The 20,112-nt window shown below is 37.7% G+C and carries 15 protein-coding genes; 9 read left to right on the top strand and 6 right to left on the bottom strand.

Annotated features, from left to right (window positions below; genetic code table 11):
* Nucleotides 1-209: 209 nt before the first annotated feature.
* Nucleotides 210-1,163 carry a class A sortase gene (locus H3R25_RS05700; RefSeq protein WP_232354568.1) on the bottom strand — a complete coding sequence of 318 codons (954 nt, stop codon included), beginning with the start codon at nucleotides 1,161-1,163 and terminating at the stop codon, nucleotides 210-212.
* Between the two features lie 261 nt (nucleotides 1,164-1,424).
* Between H3R25_RS05700 and H3R25_RS05695 the strand changes: the two genes are divergently transcribed.
* From H3R25_RS05695 to H3R25_RS05675, 5 genes are all read left to right on the top strand, one after another.
* Nucleotides 1,425-2,315, top strand: coding sequence for a PRD domain-containing protein (locus tag H3R25_RS05695; RefSeq protein WP_122036197.1), 891 nt, complete (start codon nucleotides 1,425-1,427; stop codon nucleotides 2,313-2,315).
* A gap of 133 nt (nucleotides 2,316-2,448) precedes the next feature.
* Entirely contained in the window at nucleotides 2,449-4,428 is a 1,980-nt protein-coding gene (locus tag H3R25_RS05690; RefSeq protein ID WP_198194542.1) for a beta-glucoside-specific PTS transporter subunit IIABC, read from the top strand.
* 28 nt (nucleotides 4,429-4,456) lie between these two features.
* Nucleotides 4,457-5,902, top strand: a complete 1,446-nt coding sequence (locus H3R25_RS05685; protein ID WP_198194541.1) for a glycoside hydrolase family 1 protein — start codon at nucleotides 4,457-4,459, stop codon at nucleotides 5,900-5,902.
* A gap of 62 nt (nucleotides 5,903-5,964) precedes the next feature.
* The gene (locus H3R25_RS05680; RefSeq protein ID WP_370567433.1) at nucleotides 5,965-7,413 is read left to right on the top strand and encodes a glycoside hydrolase family 1 protein; all 1,449 of its coding nucleotides are present in this window, start codon (nucleotides 5,965-5,967) and stop codon (nucleotides 7,411-7,413) included.
* A gap of 27 nt (nucleotides 7,414-7,440) precedes the next feature.
* Nucleotides 7,441-8,265, top strand: coding sequence for a histidine phosphatase family protein (locus H3R25_RS05675; protein ID WP_198187997.1), 825 nt, complete (start codon nucleotides 7,441-7,443; stop codon nucleotides 8,263-8,265).
* Between the two features lie 214 nt (nucleotides 8,266-8,479).
* On the opposite strand, the gene H3R25_RS05670 is transcribed toward H3R25_RS05675, so the two are convergent.
* Together H3R25_RS05670 and H3R25_RS05665 are read right to left on the bottom strand one after the other, a co-directional pair.
* The gene (locus H3R25_RS05670) at nucleotides 8,480-9,112 is read right to left on the bottom strand and encodes a hypothetical protein (RefSeq protein WP_198194540.1); all 633 of its coding nucleotides are present in this window, start codon (nucleotides 9,110-9,112) and stop codon (nucleotides 8,480-8,482) included.
* A gap of 86 nt (nucleotides 9,113-9,198) precedes the next feature.
* Complete coding sequence (locus H3R25_RS05665) at nucleotides 9,199-10,059, bottom strand: helix-turn-helix domain-containing protein (protein WP_198187992.1); 861 nt, start codon at nucleotides 10,057-10,059, stop codon at nucleotides 9,199-9,201.
* 104 nt (nucleotides 10,060-10,163) lie between these two features.
* On the opposite strand from H3R25_RS05665, the gene H3R25_RS05660 reads away from it, so the two are divergent.
* Nucleotides 10,164-11,414 carry an MFS transporter gene (locus H3R25_RS05660; RefSeq protein WP_198194539.1) on the top strand — a complete coding sequence of 417 codons (1,251 nt, stop codon included), beginning with the start codon at nucleotides 10,164-10,166 and terminating at the stop codon, nucleotides 11,412-11,414.
* Between the two features lie 43 nt (nucleotides 11,415-11,457).
* On the opposite strand, the gene H3R25_RS05655 is transcribed toward H3R25_RS05660, so the two are convergent.
* Complete coding sequence (locus H3R25_RS05655; RefSeq protein ID WP_255527097.1) at nucleotides 11,458-12,696, bottom strand: MFS transporter; 1,239 nt, start codon at nucleotides 12,694-12,696, stop codon at nucleotides 11,458-11,460.
* Nucleotides 12,697-12,843: 147 nt separating this feature from the next.
* On the opposite strand from H3R25_RS05655, the gene H3R25_RS05650 reads away from it, so the two are divergent.
* Nucleotides 12,844-13,776, top strand: coding sequence for a cytochrome C5 (locus H3R25_RS05650; protein ID WP_198194538.1), 933 nt, complete (start codon nucleotides 12,844-12,846; stop codon nucleotides 13,774-13,776).
* 64 nt (nucleotides 13,777-13,840) lie between these two features.
* Here H3R25_RS05650 and H3R25_RS05645 read toward each other — a convergent pair whose 3' ends face one another.
* A complete protein-coding gene (locus H3R25_RS05645) occupies nucleotides 13,841-16,831 on the bottom strand; it encodes a TIM-barrel domain-containing protein (protein WP_232354567.1) in 2,991 nt (996 codons plus the stop codon).
* Nucleotides 16,832-16,984: 153 nt separating this feature from the next.
* On the opposite strand from H3R25_RS05645, the gene nagA reads away from it, so the two are divergent.
* Both nagA and H3R25_RS05635 read left to right on the top strand, forming a co-directional pair.
* Nucleotides 16,985-18,139, top strand: coding sequence for an N-acetylglucosamine-6-phosphate deacetylase (gene nagA / locus H3R25_RS05640; protein ID WP_198194537.1), 1,155 nt, complete (start codon nucleotides 16,985-16,987; stop codon nucleotides 18,137-18,139).
* A 216-nt stretch (nucleotides 18,140-18,355) separates the two neighbouring features.
* Nucleotides 18,356-19,027 carry a type 1 glutamine amidotransferase gene (locus tag H3R25_RS05635; protein ID WP_198194536.1) on the top strand — a complete coding sequence of 224 codons (672 nt, stop codon included), beginning with the start codon at nucleotides 18,356-18,358 and terminating at the stop codon, nucleotides 19,025-19,027.
* A 594-nt stretch (nucleotides 19,028-19,621) separates the two neighbouring features.
* On the opposite strand, the gene H3R25_RS05630 is transcribed toward H3R25_RS05635, so the two are convergent.
* Nucleotides 19,622-20,098 (bottom strand): nucleoside 2-deoxyribosyltransferase, encoded by a 477-nt coding sequence (locus H3R25_RS05630; RefSeq protein ID WP_074425931.1) that lies wholly within the window; start codon nucleotides 20,096-20,098, stop codon nucleotides 19,622-19,624.
* Nucleotides 20,099-20,112 lie beyond the last annotated feature (14 nt).

Genomic DNA, 20,112 nt, shown 5'->3' with positions numbered 1-20,112 from the left:
ATTATAATTGACCAAATTTCTAATATCAGAATTAATAATTTGTCTAAATAAAATTTATGACTGACGAAAAAAGCCTGTTACTTTGTTGAAATTCCCAAAGTAACAGGCTTTTTGCCTTATCAATTTGATTTATCTAGCATTTTACTAATACACGTATATGAATAGCAGAAAATTTAGATTTCTTTATTAATACGCGTGTTTCAGCGAAATTATCTACGCCAAGTTCTCATTAAGCACCAGCAGATAATGATGAAGAAGATAATATTAAAGCCAATCACACAAGCATTGATTACACTCATTTTTTGGAAAAATTGTGGGTGGATACGTGAGTGAACCTGAACGCGTATTTTGACCACTTTCTTCTTATTTTTAACAGGTAAAGAAATTTCTTTCTTATTTTCTTTTGATTCAGAATTAGCAGTTAGTTCTGCAGCGGCAAGATTTGCTTTAGTTGCCTTAACTTTACTGATTAAGTCGCCTTGGACCACAGTTCGATGCTCACCATAACCATATTTTGAGGTGTTGAAATCGGAACAGGTTATCAATGTAATCATACTTTTGTCATTAACATTATTTTCGACTTCCACCTGAGTAGGCTTGACTGCAAACGAAATACTGTTTGTTTCATAGGCATAAATATGATGAAGATCGGTTACGTAAATCAGGTCACCTATTTTGGCTAAATGCAGATTGTCTAAAACCGCTGGTCCATATGATCCCATATAATGGCCGGCTAAAACGTAGTTGTTTTTGCCGCCCATTGTTCTGTCGGGGAGGCAGGTAACCACACCGTATTCTAAGTTTTGGTTTTGGTCACCATATCCGGCAAATAGTGGGTTATGAATGTTAACGGCTGGAATTGAAATACGTCCAATTGCATAAGCCTTAACCTGCTTCGACTTAAGTATTCTGCTCGCGCTAATCGATTCTGTTTTGCTTGCATCATAGTTAGTCTTGCGTTTTTTGTTTTTAGTAGCCTGCTTAGCAGTTAATTCTGAAGTTGCTTTTTCAGCGTTTTGTTGGAAAAGATAGGAGCTCCCAAAGCCTGAACCAAAAAAGATCAGGGTAACGCCCAAGTAAAAAAGGGCACCAATCAGGATGATTTGAATAGAGGACCATATTTTTTGCTTTAATAATGAAGAGTTTTGCTTTTTTTTAGCCAATTTGGTTTACCTTCCGCTATTTTTAATAATCACTATACTTTATTTTAGAGAAAAAATCGCTATTTGCACATTTATTTGAAATAAATACAAGTACTGATAAAAAATCTTCAAATAATTGTTGAAATCGCTTTAACACTGTTCTATAATCATATACGTAAATAAGTGTGTTACTGATTCGATCAGGCATTAACCTATGAACAACAAGGATATAAGCCCATAGTGTTGTTCATAGGTTTTTTTATTGAAAGAGGAGTTTGCTGAGTGAAATTTATCAAAAATTTTAACAACAACGCTGCCTTGGTGTCGGATGAATCTGGTGTTGATTGGGTAGTAATCGGAAATGGCATTGGCTTTGGTAAAAAGCCAGGTGATCCGATTGATGAAGATAAAATTACCCGTCGCTTTGTTGCAGTTGAGAAGAACATTGAAATGATTGACAGTGTTAGTGATCTTGACGATCGAACATTGTCCTTAACAACCGATGTTATTAATCTAGTTAACAAGCGATTGGACGTAAAGTTTTCTGATTATCAGTATCTGGTTTTAGCTGATCACATCGATTTTATGCTAAAGCGAAACGATGAAGGTGTTGAACTTGGGCAGGATACACTCGGCTGGGAATTAAATAAATTATTTCCAAAAGAGTATGCGGCTGCAAAAGACGCACTGAGGTTGATTGAAGGGGAAACAGGATTAGCTTTTCCAAAGACAGAAGAAGTTTTTCTTACTTACCACTTTATCAATGCCGGTTCAAATCAAGCTAAAATTCAAGACACAATCAAGATTACCAAGCTGATACGCGGTGTAGTTGAAATTATTGAATATCAATACGGCATGCAACTTGACACTGAATCATTTAATTTTAGTAGATTTATGACGCATCTTAGATCATTTATGGTACGCCATCTCTACCCAATAGATGACGAAGGTGATGGGAGTGAGCTTGATATTTCTTTACTTGAACTAATGAAAGTAAAGTATCAAAAAGCATACGAGACGGTTTTAAAAATCGGCACTTATTTATCTAAACAAGCTGGTTGGAAATTGCAACCTGATGATGAAGTATATTTAACGCTTCATGTATGGCGAGTTACTCATCGCCAGAAGAGTGATCATACTGATGATTCAGAGCAATCTTCAATTAAAAATTAATTACTAGTTTAAACGGTGTGTTACTGTTTACAGGCATTAACCCGAGAACTTAAAGATGAGCTATGTATTTTGCGTAATGTAATTTACAGAGCAGATTCTTTATATTCTCGGGTTTTAGATTTTGGAGGGAAAAATGGCTTACGAAGAACTAAGTCGTGAAATTATCGCCAACGTTGGTGGTAAAGAAAATGTTGCCAGCGTGGTGCATTGTACAACTCGTCTACGCTTTAAATTGAAGGATACTTCAAAGGCAAATGACGAAAAGATGAAAGCAACTGATGGTGTTTTATCACTAGTTAAATCTGGTGGACAATACCAAGTTGTTATTGGAAATAACGTTGCTGACGTCTACAATACTTTAATTAAAATTGGTGGCTTTGGCGATGGTGGATCAGTTCCTGATGACTATGTTGATAACAGTAACATGAGTTTAACTGATAAGTTTATCGACTTAATCTCTGGTATCTTCAATCCACTTTTAGGTGCAATGTGTGCTGCTGGTATGATCAAGGGCTTTAACGCAATGTTCTTAGCTTTGGGTTGGTTATCAGCAACCTCAGGTACCTACATTATCTTAAACGCAATTGGTGATAGTTTATTCTACTTCTTACCAGTTATTTTAGGTATTTCATCAGCTAACAAGTTTGGCATAAATACTTATTTAGGTGCAACTATCGGTGCTGCACTTTGCTACCCATCAATTGTTGCAATGACTGGTAGTAAGACTGCATTGTTTACTATCTTTAAAGGTACTTTCTTACAAGCTCCAATTCATATGACTTTCTTGGGCATCCCAGTAATTTCAATGAATTATACTTCATCAGTTATTCCAATCATTATTGCTGTTTGGTTTGCTTCTAAGGTACAAAAAGTTGCTCGTAAGATTATTCCTGACGTTGTTAAGACTTTCTTAGTACCATTTGTTGTTTTACTGATTACTGTTCCAGTTACTTTCCTTGTTATCGGACCAGTTGCAACTTGGGCAGGTAATGGTATTGCTGCAATCGTAAGTGCTATTTACAACTTTAGCCCAATTTTGGCCGGTGTATTAATGGGTGCTTTCTGGCAAGTATTTGTTATCTTTGGCGTTCACTGGGGCTTCGTTGCGGTTATGATGACCAACGTTGCTGCAATGGGCTATGACCCAATCGTTGGTTTATCATTAGCTGCATCATTTGCTCAAACTGGTGTTGTTTTAGCAATGATCTTCCAAACTAAGAATGAAAAGACTCGTAGTATTGCTATTCCAGCCTTTGTTTCAGGCATCTTCGGTGTTACTGAACCAGCTATTTACGGCCTTACTTTGCCACGTAAGAAGCCATTTATCATCAGTTGTATTGCTTCCGCAATCGGTGGTGGTTTAATTGGATTCTTTGGTACTAAGCTCTACATTATGGCCGGAATGGGTATTTTCTCAATTCCAGGTGCAATGGGCAAGAATGGTTTTGACAGTACTGTATACGGCTTAATTATTGCAATGGTTGTTGCAACTGTTCTTGGTTTTGTTCTTCAAATGATCTTTGGTAAGAACAGTGTTGATGAGACTTTAGATGAACAAGCTGCTCTTGCTACTGCTGGCACTGCTGCAGAAGCAGGAAACATTAAGTCAGAAGAAGAAACAGAAACTGTTGCAAAGCCAGCAGCTCAAGCTTCATACAATGAAGCTGAAAAATTAGTTGCCCCATTAAATGGTACAATCGTACCTCTTAGTGATGTAAAAGACGAAGTATTTGCAAGCGGCTCAATGGGTCAAGGTGTTGCAATCGAACCAAAAGATGGCCAAGTGTGTGCACCATTTGATTGTGAAATTGCAATGACTTTCCCAACTGGTCATGCAATTGGTTTAAGATCACCTAAGGGTGCCGAAGTTATGATTCATATCGGCATGGACACTGTTGAATTAGACGGTGAAGGGTTTAAACTATTAACTGAGAAGGGTAAAACTGTTAAAGCAGGTGAACCACTCATCGAATTTGATATCGATAAAATTAAGAAGGCTGGCTACGAAGTTACAACGCCAATCATTGTCACTAACACTAATAACTATCATAAGGTTAATGTGGTTGCTAGCGGTGATGTAACAGTTGGTGACAAGTTGCTAGACTTAGAATAATAAGTATTTAAAGAAAGGAATATCTTTTATGAAGACTAATAATTTCCCAAAAGGCTTTTTATGGGGTGGCGCAACTGCTGCTAACCAATTAGAAGGTGCTTACCAAGAAGGCGGCAAAGGACTATCACTTCCAGATGTTTTGCCTGGTGGAAAAGAGCGAATGAAGATTATCGCTTCACCTGACTTTGATTTTAAGATTGATCCTAAATATACTTATCCAAACCATGTTGGTATTGATCACTACCACCACTTTAAGGAAGACATCAAACTTTTTGCAGAAATGGGCTTCAAATGCTACCGTTTCTCAATTGCTTGGTCAAGAGTTTTCCCTAATGGTGATGAAGAACAACCAAATGAAGAAGGACTTAAGTTCTACGATGCAGTCATTGATGAATGCTTGAAGTATGATATCGAACCAGTTATCACCATTTCACATTACGAAATGCCACTTCACCTAATTACTGAATATGGTAGTTGGACAAACAAGAAGTTAATTGGTTTCTATGAAAACTTTGCACGCACAGTTTTGACTCGTTACAAGGACAAGGTTAAATACTGGATGACCTTTAACGAAATTAACAGTGCAGCTCATTTCCCAATCATGAGTCAAGGCTTGACACTGAGCAATGGCGCAGGCGACAAGAAGAATATTTACCAATCATGGCATAATCAATTTGTTGCTGGCGCTAAAGCTGTTAAAATTGGTCATGAAATCAACCCTGACATGCAAATTGGTTGCATGATTTTATATGCAACTACTTACAGCTATGATTCTAATCCTAAGAATCAATTAGCTACTTTGCAAAATAATCAAGCTAACAATTTCTTCTGTACTGACGTACAAGTTCGTGGTCATTACCCAGCTTACACTAAGAGCTTGCTTGCTCGTGATGGCGTTGAATTAAGTGACATTGACTACAATGATGAAGAACTTGATTTACTTGCTAAGAATCCAGTTGACTACATTGGCTTTAGCTACTACATGTCATCGGTAGTTGATGTAACTCACGAAAATCAAGAAACCACTAATGGCAACTTGATGGGTGGTGTTAAGAATCCATTCTTGAAGGCCAGTGACTGGGGTTGGCAAATCGACCCAACTGGTTTGAGAATTGCACTTAATGAATTATCAGATCGTTACGAAAAGCCTTTATTTATTGTTGAAAATGGTTTGGGCGCGATTGATAAACCAGATGAAAATCACTATGTTGATGATGATTACAGAATTGACTACCTTCGTGAACATATCGAAGCAATTTCTGAAGCAATTTCAGATGGTGCTGACGTAATGGGTTACACTCCTTGGGGCTGTATCGACCTAGTTAGTGCTTCAACTGGTGAGATGTCCAAGCGTTACGGCTTCATTTATGTTGATGAAGACGATGAAGGTAACGGTACATTTGATCGTTACAAGAAGAGATCATTTGATTGGTACAAGAAGGTTATCGACACTAATGGTGAAGATTTAGCATAATAGTTCACTTTGCGTAATAGCTCAGAAAACTATCAGTGAATTTGACGAAAAGGAAAAATTCTATGATGAAGACTAATAATTTTCCAAAAGGCTTTTTATGGGGCGGCGCAACTGCTGCTAACCAATTAGAAGGTGCTTACCAAGAAGGCGGCAAAGGTTTATCGATTGCAGATGTTTTGCCTGGTGGAAAAGAGCGAATGGACATTATCGCTTCACCTGACTTTGATTTTAAGCTCGATCCTAAATATACTTACCCAAACCATGTTGGTATTGATCACTATCATCACTTTAAAGAAGACATCAAGCTTTTTGCTGAAATGGGCTTCAAATGCTATCGTTTCTCAATTGCTTGGTCAAGAGTTTTCCCTAACGGTGACGAAGAGCAACCAAATGAAGAAGGACTCAAGTTCTACGATGCATTAATTGATGAATGTTTAAAGTATGACATCGAGCCAGTTATTACCATTTCACACTATGAAATGCCACTCCACTTGGTTACTGAATACGGTAGTTGGAAGAATAAAAAGCTAATTGACTTTTATGAGAACTTTGCACGCACAGTTTTAACTCGTTATAAGGACAAGGTTAAATACTGGATGACCTTTAACGAAATTAACAGTGCAACTCATTTTCCAATCATGAGTCAAGGTTTGGTATTGAGCAATGGTGCTGGTGATAAGAAGAATATCTACCAAGCATGGCATAATCAATTTGTTGCTGGCGCTAAAGCTGTTAAGATTGGTCACGAGATTAATCCTGATATGCAGATTGGTTGTATGATTGCATATGGAACTACCTATAGCTATGATTCTGATCCCAAGAATCAATTAGCTACTTTGCAAGATAACCAAGTTAATAATTTCTTCTGTACTGATGTACAAGTTCGTGGTCATTACCCAGCTTATACTAAGAGTTTACTAGCTCGTGATGGTGTTAAGTTAAGTGATATTGATTACAATAATAAAGAACTTGACTTGCTTGCTGAGAATCCTGTTGACTATATTGGCTTCAGCTATTACATGTCACTAGTAGTTGATGTAACTCATGAAAATCAAGAAACTGCCGCTGGTAACTTGTTGGGTGGTGTTAAGAACCCATTTTTGAAGGCTAGTGACTGGGGTTGGCAAATCGACCCAACTGGTTTGAGAATTGCACTTAACGAATTGTCAGATCGTTACGAAAAACCATTATTCATTGTTGAAAATGGTTTGGGCGCGATTGATAAGCCTGATGAAAATCATTATGTTGATGATGACTATCGGATTGACTATCTTCGTGAACATATCGAAGCAATTTCTGAAGCAATTGACGATGGTGCTAACGTAATGGGCTATACTCCTTGGGGCTGTATTGATTTGATTAGTGCTTCAACAGGTGAAATGTCTAAGCGCTACGGCTTCATTTATGTTGATGAAGACGATGAGGGTAACGGAACATTTGATCGTTACAAGAAGAGATCATTTGACTGGTACAAGAAGGTTATCGACACTAACGGTGCAGATTTAGCATAGTTATGATATTTAATTTAGGTAAAAGCAATGAAACGTAAAATAATTACTTTTTTAACAGTACTTGTGGGAGTTTTAGGCCTATTTTCCACTAACTCCACTCAAATTCAAGCAAAGAGTCAGAGTAGTAATAAACCTGTAGTGATTTACTTAACTCGTCATGGTGAAACTACAGCTAATGTTATGCATCTTGCACAAGGCTGGAGTGACTATACTTTGACCGATAACGGTATCAAAGGGGCAGAGTATCTTGGAAAAGGTCTTAAAGGAACAAAGTTTAAAGCAGCATATTCTGGTGACTTGAGCAGACAAGAAAAAACTGCTCGTGGAGCTTTGGATTACTCTGGTAATAAGAAGATAAAAGTTAAGACTGACGAGCGTCTTCGCGAATGTAACTATGGTAGTTATGAAGGAAGACCAGATGTAGCGAAAAATGTTCCTGAAATTGCAGCATATTTTGGTTATGACAGCATTGACGACTTTGTGAAAAAAGAAGGCAAACTGTTCCAAAATAAAATGCAAGATGGTTACTACGCTTTAGATCAGCAGAATAAGTTAAACACCAATCTTCCTGAACAGTATCGTGCAGAAAGTTCACAAGTTGTTGAAAAGCGGATGACCGATGTACTGACTGAAATTGCAAAGAAACACCAGCGTAAAGGCGGTAATGTTCTAGTAGTAAGTTCAGGTATGTCGATTAACTTATTTTTATCAACACAAAATTTCCCTTCTTTTGAAGGTAAAGGATTAGCTAATGATTCTGTAACTAAACTAGTTTATCAAAATGGCAAATTTAAGTTGTCTGGAGAAATTGGTAGTTTGGAATACTATAACAATGGTATGAAAGCTAAATAAAAAGAAGCATGACTTCGTTAAAAGCCCCGAAATTAAGTAATCTTAACTTCGGGGTTTTTATTATGTAGTCAGAAGATAAGACTAAAAACCTAAATAAAACACTTGTCCAATTGGATAACTAGCTTAATTAATGAAAAAGATAATTTGCGTAATGGGTAAAACAAAAGGCGGCTTTTGCCACCTTTTTTATTTGTAATTGTTGTGAGTACTTAAGTTAAAACTTGGCTGAATACTCCATGTCTTTGAATTGATGATGAGCATATTTTTTGGTTAACTTCTTGGTTCTAAAGTACTGACTGGTTACCTTGAAGTTTTTCGGATTAGCTTCGAACATGACACGGTACTTCTTACCTTTGATTGTTTCGGTGCGGCAAGTAATAGCAATGTCATCTTTTTGGATAGGTTCAGATAATGGATAGCCTAAGATCGCCCATGTGATGCCAGCATTGCTTACCCATGTTCTACGAAAAGCGTGAAGATACAATCTATTTGCTACACATTTTTTCTTCCATTCTTCAGGCATTTGCCACGGATAGTTATGTGTACCTTTTACGTAACCATACTCCGTAATACCGCAGTTGCCACAAATGTCGCCAAAGCCTTCACGGATAATGTAACGGTAATCACTTTTACCGCCCCAGTAACCTTTCCAGCTATTAGGAAAAACATCTTTTTTTAAGACACCATATTCATTACCAGTTTCTACTGCAACTTCTGGAGGTGTAATCACGGTTTCATCTTCACTGCTTGCATTAACATCTCCAGCACTGGCTGCTAAACCAATGCTTCCAATTCCTAGAAAAATTGCCGCAAGGGAAATAAGTTTTATTAGTTTTGCTTTTTTCATAATTTACCTCAAATGTTCTGTAAATAAATGCTTATTAACAGGAATGATTATACAGCAAATTATTTGTAAAAATAAAAGCACATACACTAATTTGTCATCTTGGTGTTTTCATCAATCATTCTTTGACAGCTTTTGCTAAGCTCGGTCATACCAATTAGAGAAAGTTGTTCAACTTCTTTTTGGCAATTATCGATGTAGACTTGCTTTGGTTCATCGTGATACTTAAGCAGATTTTCTAAAATCAATAAGAGCATTTTGCTGAAACAAGTAATTGGTTTAGTTGGAACCTGCTTGGACATCTCAATTAGTTCCCAAGCATCAGTATACTTGTTCTCGCTTATGCACATTTCAATCATATTAATTAAAATGCCTAAAACAATGAATTGAGTGTCCTCGGCATTACTATTTTTAAATTGGCGAAAAATTTTCTTAGTAATCACCAAATCGCTATCAAAATCATAAAAGTACATAAAGTTCAAAAAAATGGTTATTGTATCTCTATCGAAATTTTCGGCATTAAAGAATTTGCTTTTTAATTCGTTCTTTTCTTTTGCACTTAGCTTTTCAGTTGTTTGTTCTATTATTGCTAACACTGAATCAACACGCAGCAAAAGCTCATCTTTATCTGCAAAAGTACTATTAATAATTGTTCGTTTAATTTCTTTTAGGTGTTTAAGGTCGCAATCATAATAAGCATCAGTGATTTGATTAATTATTTCTTTTTCTAGTGCATCATTTGATTTGGTTTGGTAATCAATTTCATCAAAAAAAGACGCAAGATTAACATGATTTCGTCTTAATAATTCAATTAAATCTTCCGCTGAAATACGGCTTAAGCCCTTTTCAACTTTTGAATAAAAGGACGGACTGATAATCTCGCCAATCCATGAACGCTGTGTTTTACCAGCCTTAATTCGATACTCTTTAAGTAAATTGCCGATAGTCATTTTTAGTATATCCTTAAAAATATTGTTTCATATATGACACTTTTTAATTTAAAATTCTAACTCAAATATAATAATTGTAAAGAAGTATATTTAGGAGTGAAAAGATGATTGTTTTTTTAAGAAATAAAGAATACCGCAAGTTTTCGATTGCCAGCATCTTATCAAGTGCGGGAGACATTCTATTTTATTTAGCTTTAATGACCTATGCCAGTCGGTTAAAAAATTACTCACTTGCATTGTCGTTAATTGCAATTTCTGAGTCTATTCCACGCCTTTTATCCAGCTTTGGCGGTTATTTTGCAGACCGCACAAACAATAAATTTTCTAAGATTGTTTGGCTGGCAATGATTAGAGGAGCGCTCTATTTATTGGTTGGTTTCCTGTTTAGTCAAAATATTGCTGGCTGGAACTTGGTAATGACTGTAATTGTGATTAACTTTATTTCAGATACCCTTGGAACATATTCAAGTGGACTAAGCACTCCTTTAATTGTTGATTTAGTTAAAGAAGATGAAGTTGGTGAAGCCGAGGGTTTTACTACCGGAGTGTCGCAAGTAATTACACTGATTAGTCAATTTATTGGTTCAGGGTTGCTACTATTTATGTCCTATTCTGTGCTAGCTGTTATTAATGGACTAACATTTATCGTAGCAGGTTTGATTTATCTTAGCATTTCGCGGAAGCAGCACAAGGATACAGCACAAGATAAAGTCCAAGAAGTAGACGACAGAAGCTACTGGGCAACAATGGCTTTAGCTTTAAAACAAGTAAAAAAGGCCGGTGGACTTTTGACCACAGTTTTAGTTATTGCCTTACTGAATGGCGTTTTAAGTACGATTGAGCCTCTATTGTCAATCGTGATAGCTGGTAATCGTCAAACAATGCTAATCGGTACATATAGTTTTACAATTGCTCTAGTTGGCGCAATGGCAGGCGTTGGAGCAGCTTTAGGCAGTATTGCTGGAACTAGATTATTTAAAAATACTTCCCTTTATTTGGTTGTCTTACTTGCAAACGTTGCAGCTACCTTTGTCTGTATTTCAATTATGGGCAAACAATTAATTTGTTGCCTGATTACTTATTGTTTAATGGGTTTCTTTGCCGGAATTGCTGGTCCCAAATTAACGCAATGGCTAGTTACTACAGTTGACCGTAAAATTCTGGCATCATCGGTTGGCCTAATAAACACGGTTTTACTAGTTGTTAGCCCATTAATGACAACTGCCTTTACAACTTTGTCGGCTGCTACCCATGTTAACTATGCTGTGCTAGGTTTATTAATACTGAGTCTTTTAACTTTTGTAGTTACTATCGTTGTAATGAATAAAACAAAAGCAAAACCAGCTGCAAAATAAAATGAATAATAAAAACGCTAACCAGGAATTTCTGGTTAGCGTTTTACTTGCTAGTGTTTTTCTTTAAACTGAAAAAGATAATGAGCATAAAATTGATTAATAGGGTAAAGCCAGTCGTCCAAAAGACGGTTGCATAATTAAACAAACCTGAAATAGTTGATCCCATTAATGAACCAAAAACGGAACCGACAGCTTGGAACGATTGGTTGTAACTGAAGATTCGACCAAAACTTTCTGCTGGCGTATTAAGTGTCAATACAGTTTGAGCTGCAGGAAGCATTGCGGCACTGGCAATACCGAGTAGAAAACGTAACCCTGCAAGTGCCCAAGGAGAATTAGTTAAAGCCATTGGTACAAATAGAATTGCACCAAGGATTAAGCCAAGACGTAAAATTTTTAGCGGGCCAATTTCATCCATTTTATGACCGATTTTTGAGGCCGCAAGTAAAGTTCCAAGGCCCGGAGTAGCAGCTACTATTCCGGCAACGAAGGCAATATTCTTACTGTTTGGCATCATCGATTTAACGTATAGCGAAACAATCGGGTCAATCGACATGTTGGCAGCTTGCACTAATAGGGTAGTGATGAACATTGCAAAAATCAATTTAACGTTAGGCAGGGTATGAATAATTTCCTTCATTGGCTTCATTTCTTCACGCGAAATTGGGGTAAATTTCTCTTGTACTAGGAAGGTTGAACCAAGAAAAACTAGTACCATTAAAAAACCAGTAATGAAGAAAGGAATACGATAACCCCAAGCACCGCCAAGCCAGTTACCAAAAAAGTTTGATAACACACCACCAAGTAGTGGGCCGACAAGGTTGCCAGCAGTCCCTGCTGTCATCATCTGGCTCATTACCCAACCACTTTTTCTATGCGGTGTTTCGCCAGCAATAAGTGCTGTTGCGTTGTTAATATAACCGGAAAAAGCGCCTTGAATGAATCTCATCACAATGATATAAATCGCGTTTGGTGCAAATCCGGTTGCCGTAATAGTTAAGGCCATGACGCCAGAAGCTCTCATACACATGAGTTTACGCCCCTTACGGTCAGCAAGGTTTCCCCAATAAGGTGACACTATTGCCTGGGCAATAAAGGTCATTGCAAATGCAAGACCGGAGTACATACTGATTTGAAACTTACTGTAATGCCCTAAATCAGCGATGAAAAGCGAAATGAAGGGCATTGTCATGGAATACCCCATACCGGTAATAAAACAACCTAACCATAGGGTATAAAAGGCTTTATGCCATCCGTCGGGTAATTGATCTGAACTTTTCAAAATATCCTCATCTTTCTTTTTAAAATTTTCAAAAAAACAACATCTTTTTTTATTCTAGCACAATAAAATTGCTAAAAATTTATAAAAAAGCGCAACCTCGAATTAAAAACGTGCTAGGATATTGTTTCTGAAAGGAAGAGGTGTTGTATGAGTCAGGATTCACACATGACAAGACGTGAGTACCGTAAAAAATATGCGGGTGAACAGCAAGAAGTGCCTAATCGGTCCGCTGAAAACAAGTTGTCTGAACAGGATACTGCTTCGACAACACGTACTGAATATCGTCATTTAAAACTAAATTTCTGGGAAATTTTTTCAGACCGGCCTTATGTTGCTGTAGCAATAGTTGTTTTGGCTATTTTCTTTGTAATGGCTAAGTTATGGTGGCTACTGGCAATTCTAGCAATCATTGTTGGTGTGGGAATTTTTATTATCGGTCACAGTCATCATCCCGACCGTGTCCTCAGCCTTGAGTTTAAAATGAAGGCTTCACGTAAATTGAACATGTTACGAGCACTTCAATTTGGTGGCTCGGTCTTGATGTTTCTAGCTACTTATATGAAAAAAGTGGTGACGGTTAACTTTCCGGCCGCTGGTTCAACCGATGGCTTACAAGTGATTCAGGGCATTTTGTCTAACCGTGGTGGAGTTTATGGTCAACAAGGTTCGTACTTGTTAAGTTTGCTCAATACTTTCACCGGGGGTCAGCTTTGGGGTAAATACCGCTATGCAACCAATAGCGCACAAATGATGAATAGTGGTGCTGGTCGGTTGATTATTATGTGGGTTTTATTATTGATGATTGCACCTGCTTTTTGTGTTTTAGCACAGTTTTTTAGAGAGCCATATTCCCGTAACACTGCGCTAGTTGCTTCAATCGTTGCAACGGTCAGCTTTGTTTTAACACCACATTTACTCAGTAAGTGGATTGTAGAATATGCAATGGAAAACCGGATGGCTAATGAGCAAGCAAAAGCAGCGATTAGCATTGGGCCGATGGCATATGTCGCAATGCTTTGTGCGGTTTTAGTCTTAGTGATTTCAATCTATCGGGCAATTAAAAGGGATCATTTTGAATAACGTAAAAAGCAACAAACTAACAGATTTGCTAGTTTGTTGCTTTTTTAGAACTATATTTTATTAATTATCTTTTAGCACGATAGAAAATTATTTCGCGTGCTGCAACCATCGGACCGGAAGAGCGATAAACAGTTAAGCGAACTGATTTGGCGCGCACATCACGCAAACCAATTACCTTATTTTTACTGTCTGCTTTCCAGGCTACATGGTCTGCATACACATGGTAGTTTTCGTTATCAGTTGAAACTGCCAGACTAATTTCGGTTGGGTCACCTTCATGATCAATGTTGCGTGGAACAAAGGCCATGCGACTTAATTTTTCAACGTCGCTAAATTTGAAAGTCAATTCTAAGGGATGTTCAGGGCTTACTGGTTCACTTGTTTGCCACTCGCTAGCCAGCTTTAGGTCTGTTAGGTAATCAAGTGGATGATTAGCTTTGCTGGTAAAATTGCTTGCAACAGAAATTTCTTGGATGGCATAGTCTTCTGCAGCGTGTTTAGTAATTACACCAAAAAGATCGGACCATTCAGAAACTTTATTGCCAATTACGTAACGCATCCGAATGATGTAGCGTGTGTTAGGAAGCAATTCGTGGAACGTAAAGCTAGTGCCTTCGATTCCTTCGTAGAGAAGATTGTTAATTTCAACTTGTACTTTGGCAGGATGAGTCCACGCTAATTCGAATGAATGGGCTGAAATTTTGCTTGAAGCAACTGACGGCAGTTTAGGCGAAGGTAAAACGCCACTTGTGATTTCGTGTCCCAAAACTTCACTACTGTATGAGAAATCACGGATGGTAACTTCAATTTTTGTAGTAGCGACCGGATGATTTGCTAACTTGATTTGAAGCGCAGTTTGTTTTGGCAGATGATACTGCGAGAATTCAGACAAACTATAGTTAGTATTGTAAAAAATTCCTTCACTTGCGTGATCAAACGCATCGAGTGTGCCGTATACCTGAAGGGGTACGATTTGATCATTAACCCTAACTTCAACATTTTCAGGATAAGCGTCGCACATCAAAGTTAAAGCAGTTGGCTGGTCACTTTCTAGCCCAGGATATTGGCCTTCAGTAGGCTCAACTGTGACAACCAATTTTTCTTCGTCAAACGAACTAGTGATTCTTGTCTGGCTGTGATTACTTTCAAAATCAACTGTGCCATTATCATCATAGGTCACACCATGACTAGTACCTTGTGGATAAATGACATAATCTCGCTTGCCAAAGTTGAAGATACTGCCACCACGGACAAAAACAGGTAGGTGCCAGGTTGGATATAAAAGATTATTGTAAACCCGACCACCGGCGTACTTTTGGCCAGTGAATAGGTCAATCCACATTGTTTGCTTGCCCGGTAAGTAAAGATTGTCCTTAAGTGAATCACCTTGTTCATTTTCGCGCCCGCTGGTAATTGGTGCAATTAACAGGTTATCGCCGAGCATGAACTCGCTACTAAACATCTCAGTATAATTGGTGCGCTCTTCAGGGAAATCGATAAATAAGGGACGCACAATTGGCTGGCCTAGTCTTGCTTGGGCGTTGAGAGTATAAAGGTAACTTTGCAGGCGTTGGTGCAATTGTAAGTATGAGTGATTAATATCCGTAATTTTACGATTATAAGCAAACGGTGTTTTGCTGTATTGTCCTTGATCATCAAGATTGAATAGTAGAGGCGTGAATGCCTTCCACTCAAAATCACGTACAGTAATTTGGGCGTTACCACCACCAACTGTACCGTCTACTGCTGCACCAGCAAGTGGCTGACCTGATAAATTAGAACCAACAAGGCCGGCAACTTGAGTGGCAATGTTTTCCCAATTGCCACCAACATCGCCATATATGAGTGCGGCATCTTTTTGTGTGCCAACAGAACCATTATCACTAAAAACAATAGCGCGCTTATCTTGCAGCTGATTTTGCAACTTAGCCTTATCCGAATCAATTAAATCAACATCTGATGTAAAGGCAAAAGCGGTTTTTTCAGGTAGTGCAAGATCATCTTGGTGCCAAAAACCAGGAGCAACTTCTTGATTAACTGCATAATCACTGAAAAACGCTAAAGCATCATTTACGGCTGTGACATTATAATTAGGTACAAACCAACTTAACTTAAAGTGGGCTTTTTGATAGCGGTCAATCATTGCACGCGCAGAGAAATGATAGTTCTCTTCTCCGTTGAGAGAAGCCTTATGGGATGCAAGTTCTTCGTTTTTGGTCCGTGTGTAAAAATCACCGTCAATTTTAGTTGCGTTACGAACGGCAGCCTTACTTGGCTGCCACATGGTTGTACAGAAGTTGCCGATATGCCCTAATCCTAGTGCGTATTTTGGCAACATTGCAGGCTTACCGGTTAAGCGATAAAACTTGCTGAGTATTTCTTGTGGTGTAGAACCTAATAAATAGAAGTTGTCGAATAGCTGATCCTTGTGACTAATCGTAGTAATCTTAGAGTCAGTTTTGCCAAAATCATAAGTTCCTGCTTGTCTGGTATTACGTAATTCACCGTAACCTCTGTTTGACCAGAAAAACGGAACTTCACTAATGACGCCACCTTTTCCAGTAATATGGTCGCGTTTGATTTTGATTTTTCTACCTTTATGACTGAAATAGCCGTTCTGTAAGCCGCCACCAAAGTAGAATTCATTTTTATCTTGATCTAAAAATTCCGTCGTCTGTTGTGGGCCAACTTCAATTGGACTGGATTGAGCCATACGGGTGCCATGCAGTGTTTCATCAAAAATACTCATGATAGCCGGTTTTTGCCAAAAAATGATTTGATAATTACCGGAATGAATAATTAAGGAATCATTTGTTGCACGGACACGTGATTTCTCAAAAGCACTGTTATTAAAATGGTCAAAATGAATAAAAGCGGAATTTTCTTCATTAAATTGTTGCTTTGGATCAAGTAAAAGACGGAAAATACCATCAGCCAAGATATAAAAGCGGGCAATTTCCCCTGTTTCAAAGTGCAATTCATAATAATTATCACGCTTGCTTGCACCTGTTAAAGCTCCAATTTGATGTTTATCTGTTTGCGGTTCTTGTATCATATTTTTGCTTCCTGTTAAGTCTTCTTACACCTATTATAACTAAAAATCGAAAACTTTCCGTTATATTTATAATTCATCTGGTAATGACCAGTTTATTAGTCTAAAATTGATTTTGAAAGCGAATTTACAAGTTTTAAAAGAAAGGCAAAAATTATGACCTATTATATTCACGCAGATAAATTTTTCCTTGAAAATGTAACGGAAGATGGCGGCTATCTAGAAATCCAAGATGACGGCAAGTTTGGCTTTTATTACTCGGAAGATGAGAAGCCAGAAGGTAAAATTGTCGAATATACTGGTAAATGGATTGCTCCCGGATTAGTTGATACACATGTTCACGGTTCACTAAAAGAAGATGTAATGGTAAGTGAGTGGGATGGGATCAACCGTCTTTCTGAAGGCTTTTTACGTTCTGGTGTTACCAGTTGGTTACCAACGACATATACTGCTGATGAAGCTACTTTGACTAGAATTTGTCAGATGTTTGGTGCACATAAAGGTGAAGAGACTGGTGCAAAAATCCAAGGTTTACACTTCGAAGGACCATACTTTACTGCTGAACATGCTGGGGCAGAAAATCCTAAGTACTTACTAGACCCTAGTATTAAGCAATTTAATGACTGGCGTGACCAATCTGAAGGTTTGCTAAATAAAATCTCACTTGCTCCAGAACGGGCAGGCGCTAAAGAATTTGTTCGCACAGTGACAAAAGAAGGCGTTGTTGTATCACTAGGTCACTCAAGTGCTACATATGATCAAGCTAAAAGATGTGTTGAAGCGGGTGCAACTATGTTTACCCATACCTTCAACGGAATGCCTGATCCATCACATCATGATTCTTCAATTTCCAATGCAGCAATGGACTTACACAATGTGACTGATGAATTAATCTGTGACGGTCACCACGTTAAGAAGGAAATGGTACGCACGTTAATTAAGGTTAAGGGTGCAGAGCACATTTGTTTGATCACTGACTGTATGGAGGCAGGAATGATGCCTGATGGCGACTACATGCTTGGCGAATTACCTGTATATGTTAAAGATGGTATGGCTCGCTTAAAAGATGGCGATAATCTTGCCGGCAGTATTTTACAATTAAATACAGCAGTGAAAAATGTTGTTGACTGGAATGCAGCAACTCCTGAAGAAGCTATAATGATGGCATCTTATGTTCCAGCTAAAAGCGCTAATGTCCTGGATAAATGTGGTTCGATTGCACCTGATAAGGCTGCGGACTTCATTGTTTTGACCCCAGATATGACTTTAAGCGAAACTTATTTGAACGGTAAATCACGTTACAAGGCTTAAGCTCAAAAATAAAAGCACCATGGTTTTAAAATCATGGTGCTTTATTTGTTAGGAAAATATTTGATTTCCCGAATCTGCTTTTTCTTTTATTCATGATTAGTACTCACTTTTCATTAAAGTTAACGGTACTAAAATTACACAAATAGTTTTAAATAATATTAATAGATTGATATTATTAATAATTAAAAAGTAGAGTTAATGTTAGTAGGAGAAAAAATGATTATCAATGTTTTACAACATACCCCAAATGAAGGACCAGGCTCAATTGAAGCTTGGGCAAAACAACATCATCATGATTTTTATGTCTATCATCCATACCAATTTGGTATCTTACCAACAGCACAGCAAACTGACTTTTTAGTTATTTTGGGCGGACCAATGAGTCCAAATGATGATTTACCATGGATTGCGCAGGAACGGCAACTCATTAATGAACTGCTAGATAAAGATGTTCCTATCCTGGGTGTTTGTTACGGTGCACAGCAAATTGCCAAAACACTAGGTTGCCAGATTGTAAAGGCGCCGGTAAAAGAAGTAGGCTGGGCACCAATTGAATTAAAGTCAGACAAGATTAGTGATTTGCCACAAGAACTAACTGTTTTACATTGGCATGAAGAAATGTTTGAGATACCTGAAGAAGCCGATGTGCTTTTTTCTAACGAAAACTTGACTAATCAAGGATTCGTTTTAGGTCACAAAGCTGTCGGACTGCAGTTTCACTTGGAACCTGAACAAAACAATATCAATGAAATTGTAGTAAATGATGCACAGTACATTGAAGGCTCCGTCTTAAACCAAACAGCAGAGCAGATTATTAGTAAATCAATACCTGATGCTAACCAAGAAGCAATGTTTAGTATTTTAAATTATCTTGCCAAGGCTAATTAATTGTTATTGCAAAAATAAGATTTAAATTTGCCTTATTTTTATAGTTAGCACATAAAAAGCTCTATTCAGCGATAGAGCTTTTTGTGTTGCTAGTATTATTGGATAGTCTATGCCAGTCGATACTAGCTAGCTTCTATAGGAAAACTAAAGCTGATAAGCTTTTTATGACAATAATAAATTAGTTAAATTGTCATCTCAATCATAAATTAGTATTTGCTATAATACAGACGGGGGCAACAGCCTATCTTACATAGATAGGGGGTGAATCCAATGGATATTATCAAATTAATTACTCAATTTTTTCTTGACCTAACTAGGGAACTGCTAGTTTTCATAGTTGAAAAACATTGGCTAAATGGCAAGAAAATCAAGAAGTAAAGTTGCCTTCCCTCTTGGTAATTAGCATGCAAAAACGCTCTATTTGACCGATAGAGCGTTTTTGTGTGAATCCAGATGGATCATCAAATTAATTATTCATAGTTATTTTACCACGATGTGTTCAAAAAGTCCGCTAAAAGCGGATAACAAAAAATGCTCCGTAATAGTCAGAATGTCTATCTGTCCATCATAAAGCACTTTAATAAAACTTTTATATTAATATACAGCACCATCGTAGAAGTTGAAACGTGCTTTGTCGAAGTCAAAGTCCTTAAGTTCGCTGATTTTAATTGCGTTATCGCAAACGCCCCAACTCATTAAGTTAATTGGTTTACCGTAATCTTCGTCAGGGATAACTAAGACAATGTACTTGCCTTGGCTCATTGCATAACCAAGTTCCATCCCAAGACCAACATCTTCTTCTTCAGGTAAGTAAACACCAATCATGATGTCACTTGCCTTAATACCAGTTAAATCACCACGGTAGGTTGCAGTTGCCCATTCACGGTCATGTAAGTATTCTGGGTGCTTGCCAACATCGATTCCCTTGTATTGGTTGTCGAGAGGGATATAGCTATTTTCAAGGTCAATGGTTGGGTTAGCTTCTAAAGCTTTCATTGCATCTTGGTAAGCTTTATTTTGCTTCTCGTTGAACCAGCCAGCACCAAAGTAAACAGTCTTTGCTTTGTTCATTTGTGTCTCCTTTT

The sequence above is a fragment of the Lactobacillus sp. M0390 genome (assembly GCF_016102085.1).
Classification (GTDB): Bacteria; Bacillota; Bacilli; order Lactobacillales; family Lactobacillaceae; genus Lactobacillus; species Lactobacillus apis.
Note: the sequence above shows the minus strand (reverse complement) of the source record. Positions and strands in the feature narration are given on the sequence as shown.

Coding starts and splice junctions, on each gene's coding strand:
- H3R25_RS05690 (WP_198194542.1), top strand. CDS start 2,449: ATGGCTTACGAAGAACTAAGTCGTGAAATTATCGCCAACGTTGGTGGT.
- H3R25_RS05685 (WP_198194541.1), top strand. CDS start 4,457: ATGAAGACTAATAATTTCCCAAAAGGCTTTTTATGGGGTGGCGCAACT.
- H3R25_RS05680 (WP_370567433.1), top strand. CDS start 5,965: ATGATGAAGACTAATAATTTTCCAAAAGGCTTTTTATGGGGCGGCGCA.
- H3R25_RS05675 (WP_198187997.1), top strand. CDS start 7,441: ATGAAACGTAAAATAATTACTTTTTTAACAGTACTTGTGGGAGTTTTA.
- H3R25_RS05670 (WP_198194540.1), bottom strand. CDS start 9,112: ATGAAAAAAGCAAAACTAATAAAACTTATTTCCCTTGCGGCAATTTTT.
- H3R25_RS05665 (WP_198187992.1), bottom strand. CDS start 10,059: ATGACTATCGGCAATTTACTTAAAGAGTATCGAATTAAGGCTGGTAAA.
- H3R25_RS05660 (WP_198194539.1), top strand. CDS start 10,164: ATGATTGTTTTTTTAAGAAATAAAGAATACCGCAAGTTTTCGATTGCC.
- H3R25_RS05650 (WP_198194538.1), top strand. CDS start 12,844: ATGAGTCAGGATTCACACATGACAAGACGTGAGTACCGTAAAAAATAT.
- H3R25_RS05645 (WP_232354567.1), bottom strand. CDS start 16,831: ATGATACAAGAACCGCAAACAGATAAACATCAAATTGGAGCTTTAACA.
- nagA (WP_198194537.1), top strand. CDS start 16,985: ATGACCTATTATATTCACGCAGATAAATTTTTCCTTGAAAATGTAACG.
- H3R25_RS05635 (WP_198194536.1), top strand. CDS start 18,356: ATGATTATCAATGTTTTACAACATACCCCAAATGAAGGACCAGGCTCA.
- H3R25_RS05630 (WP_074425931.1), bottom strand. CDS start 20,098: ATGAACAAAGCAAAGACTGTTTACTTTGGTGCTGGCTGGTTCAACGAG.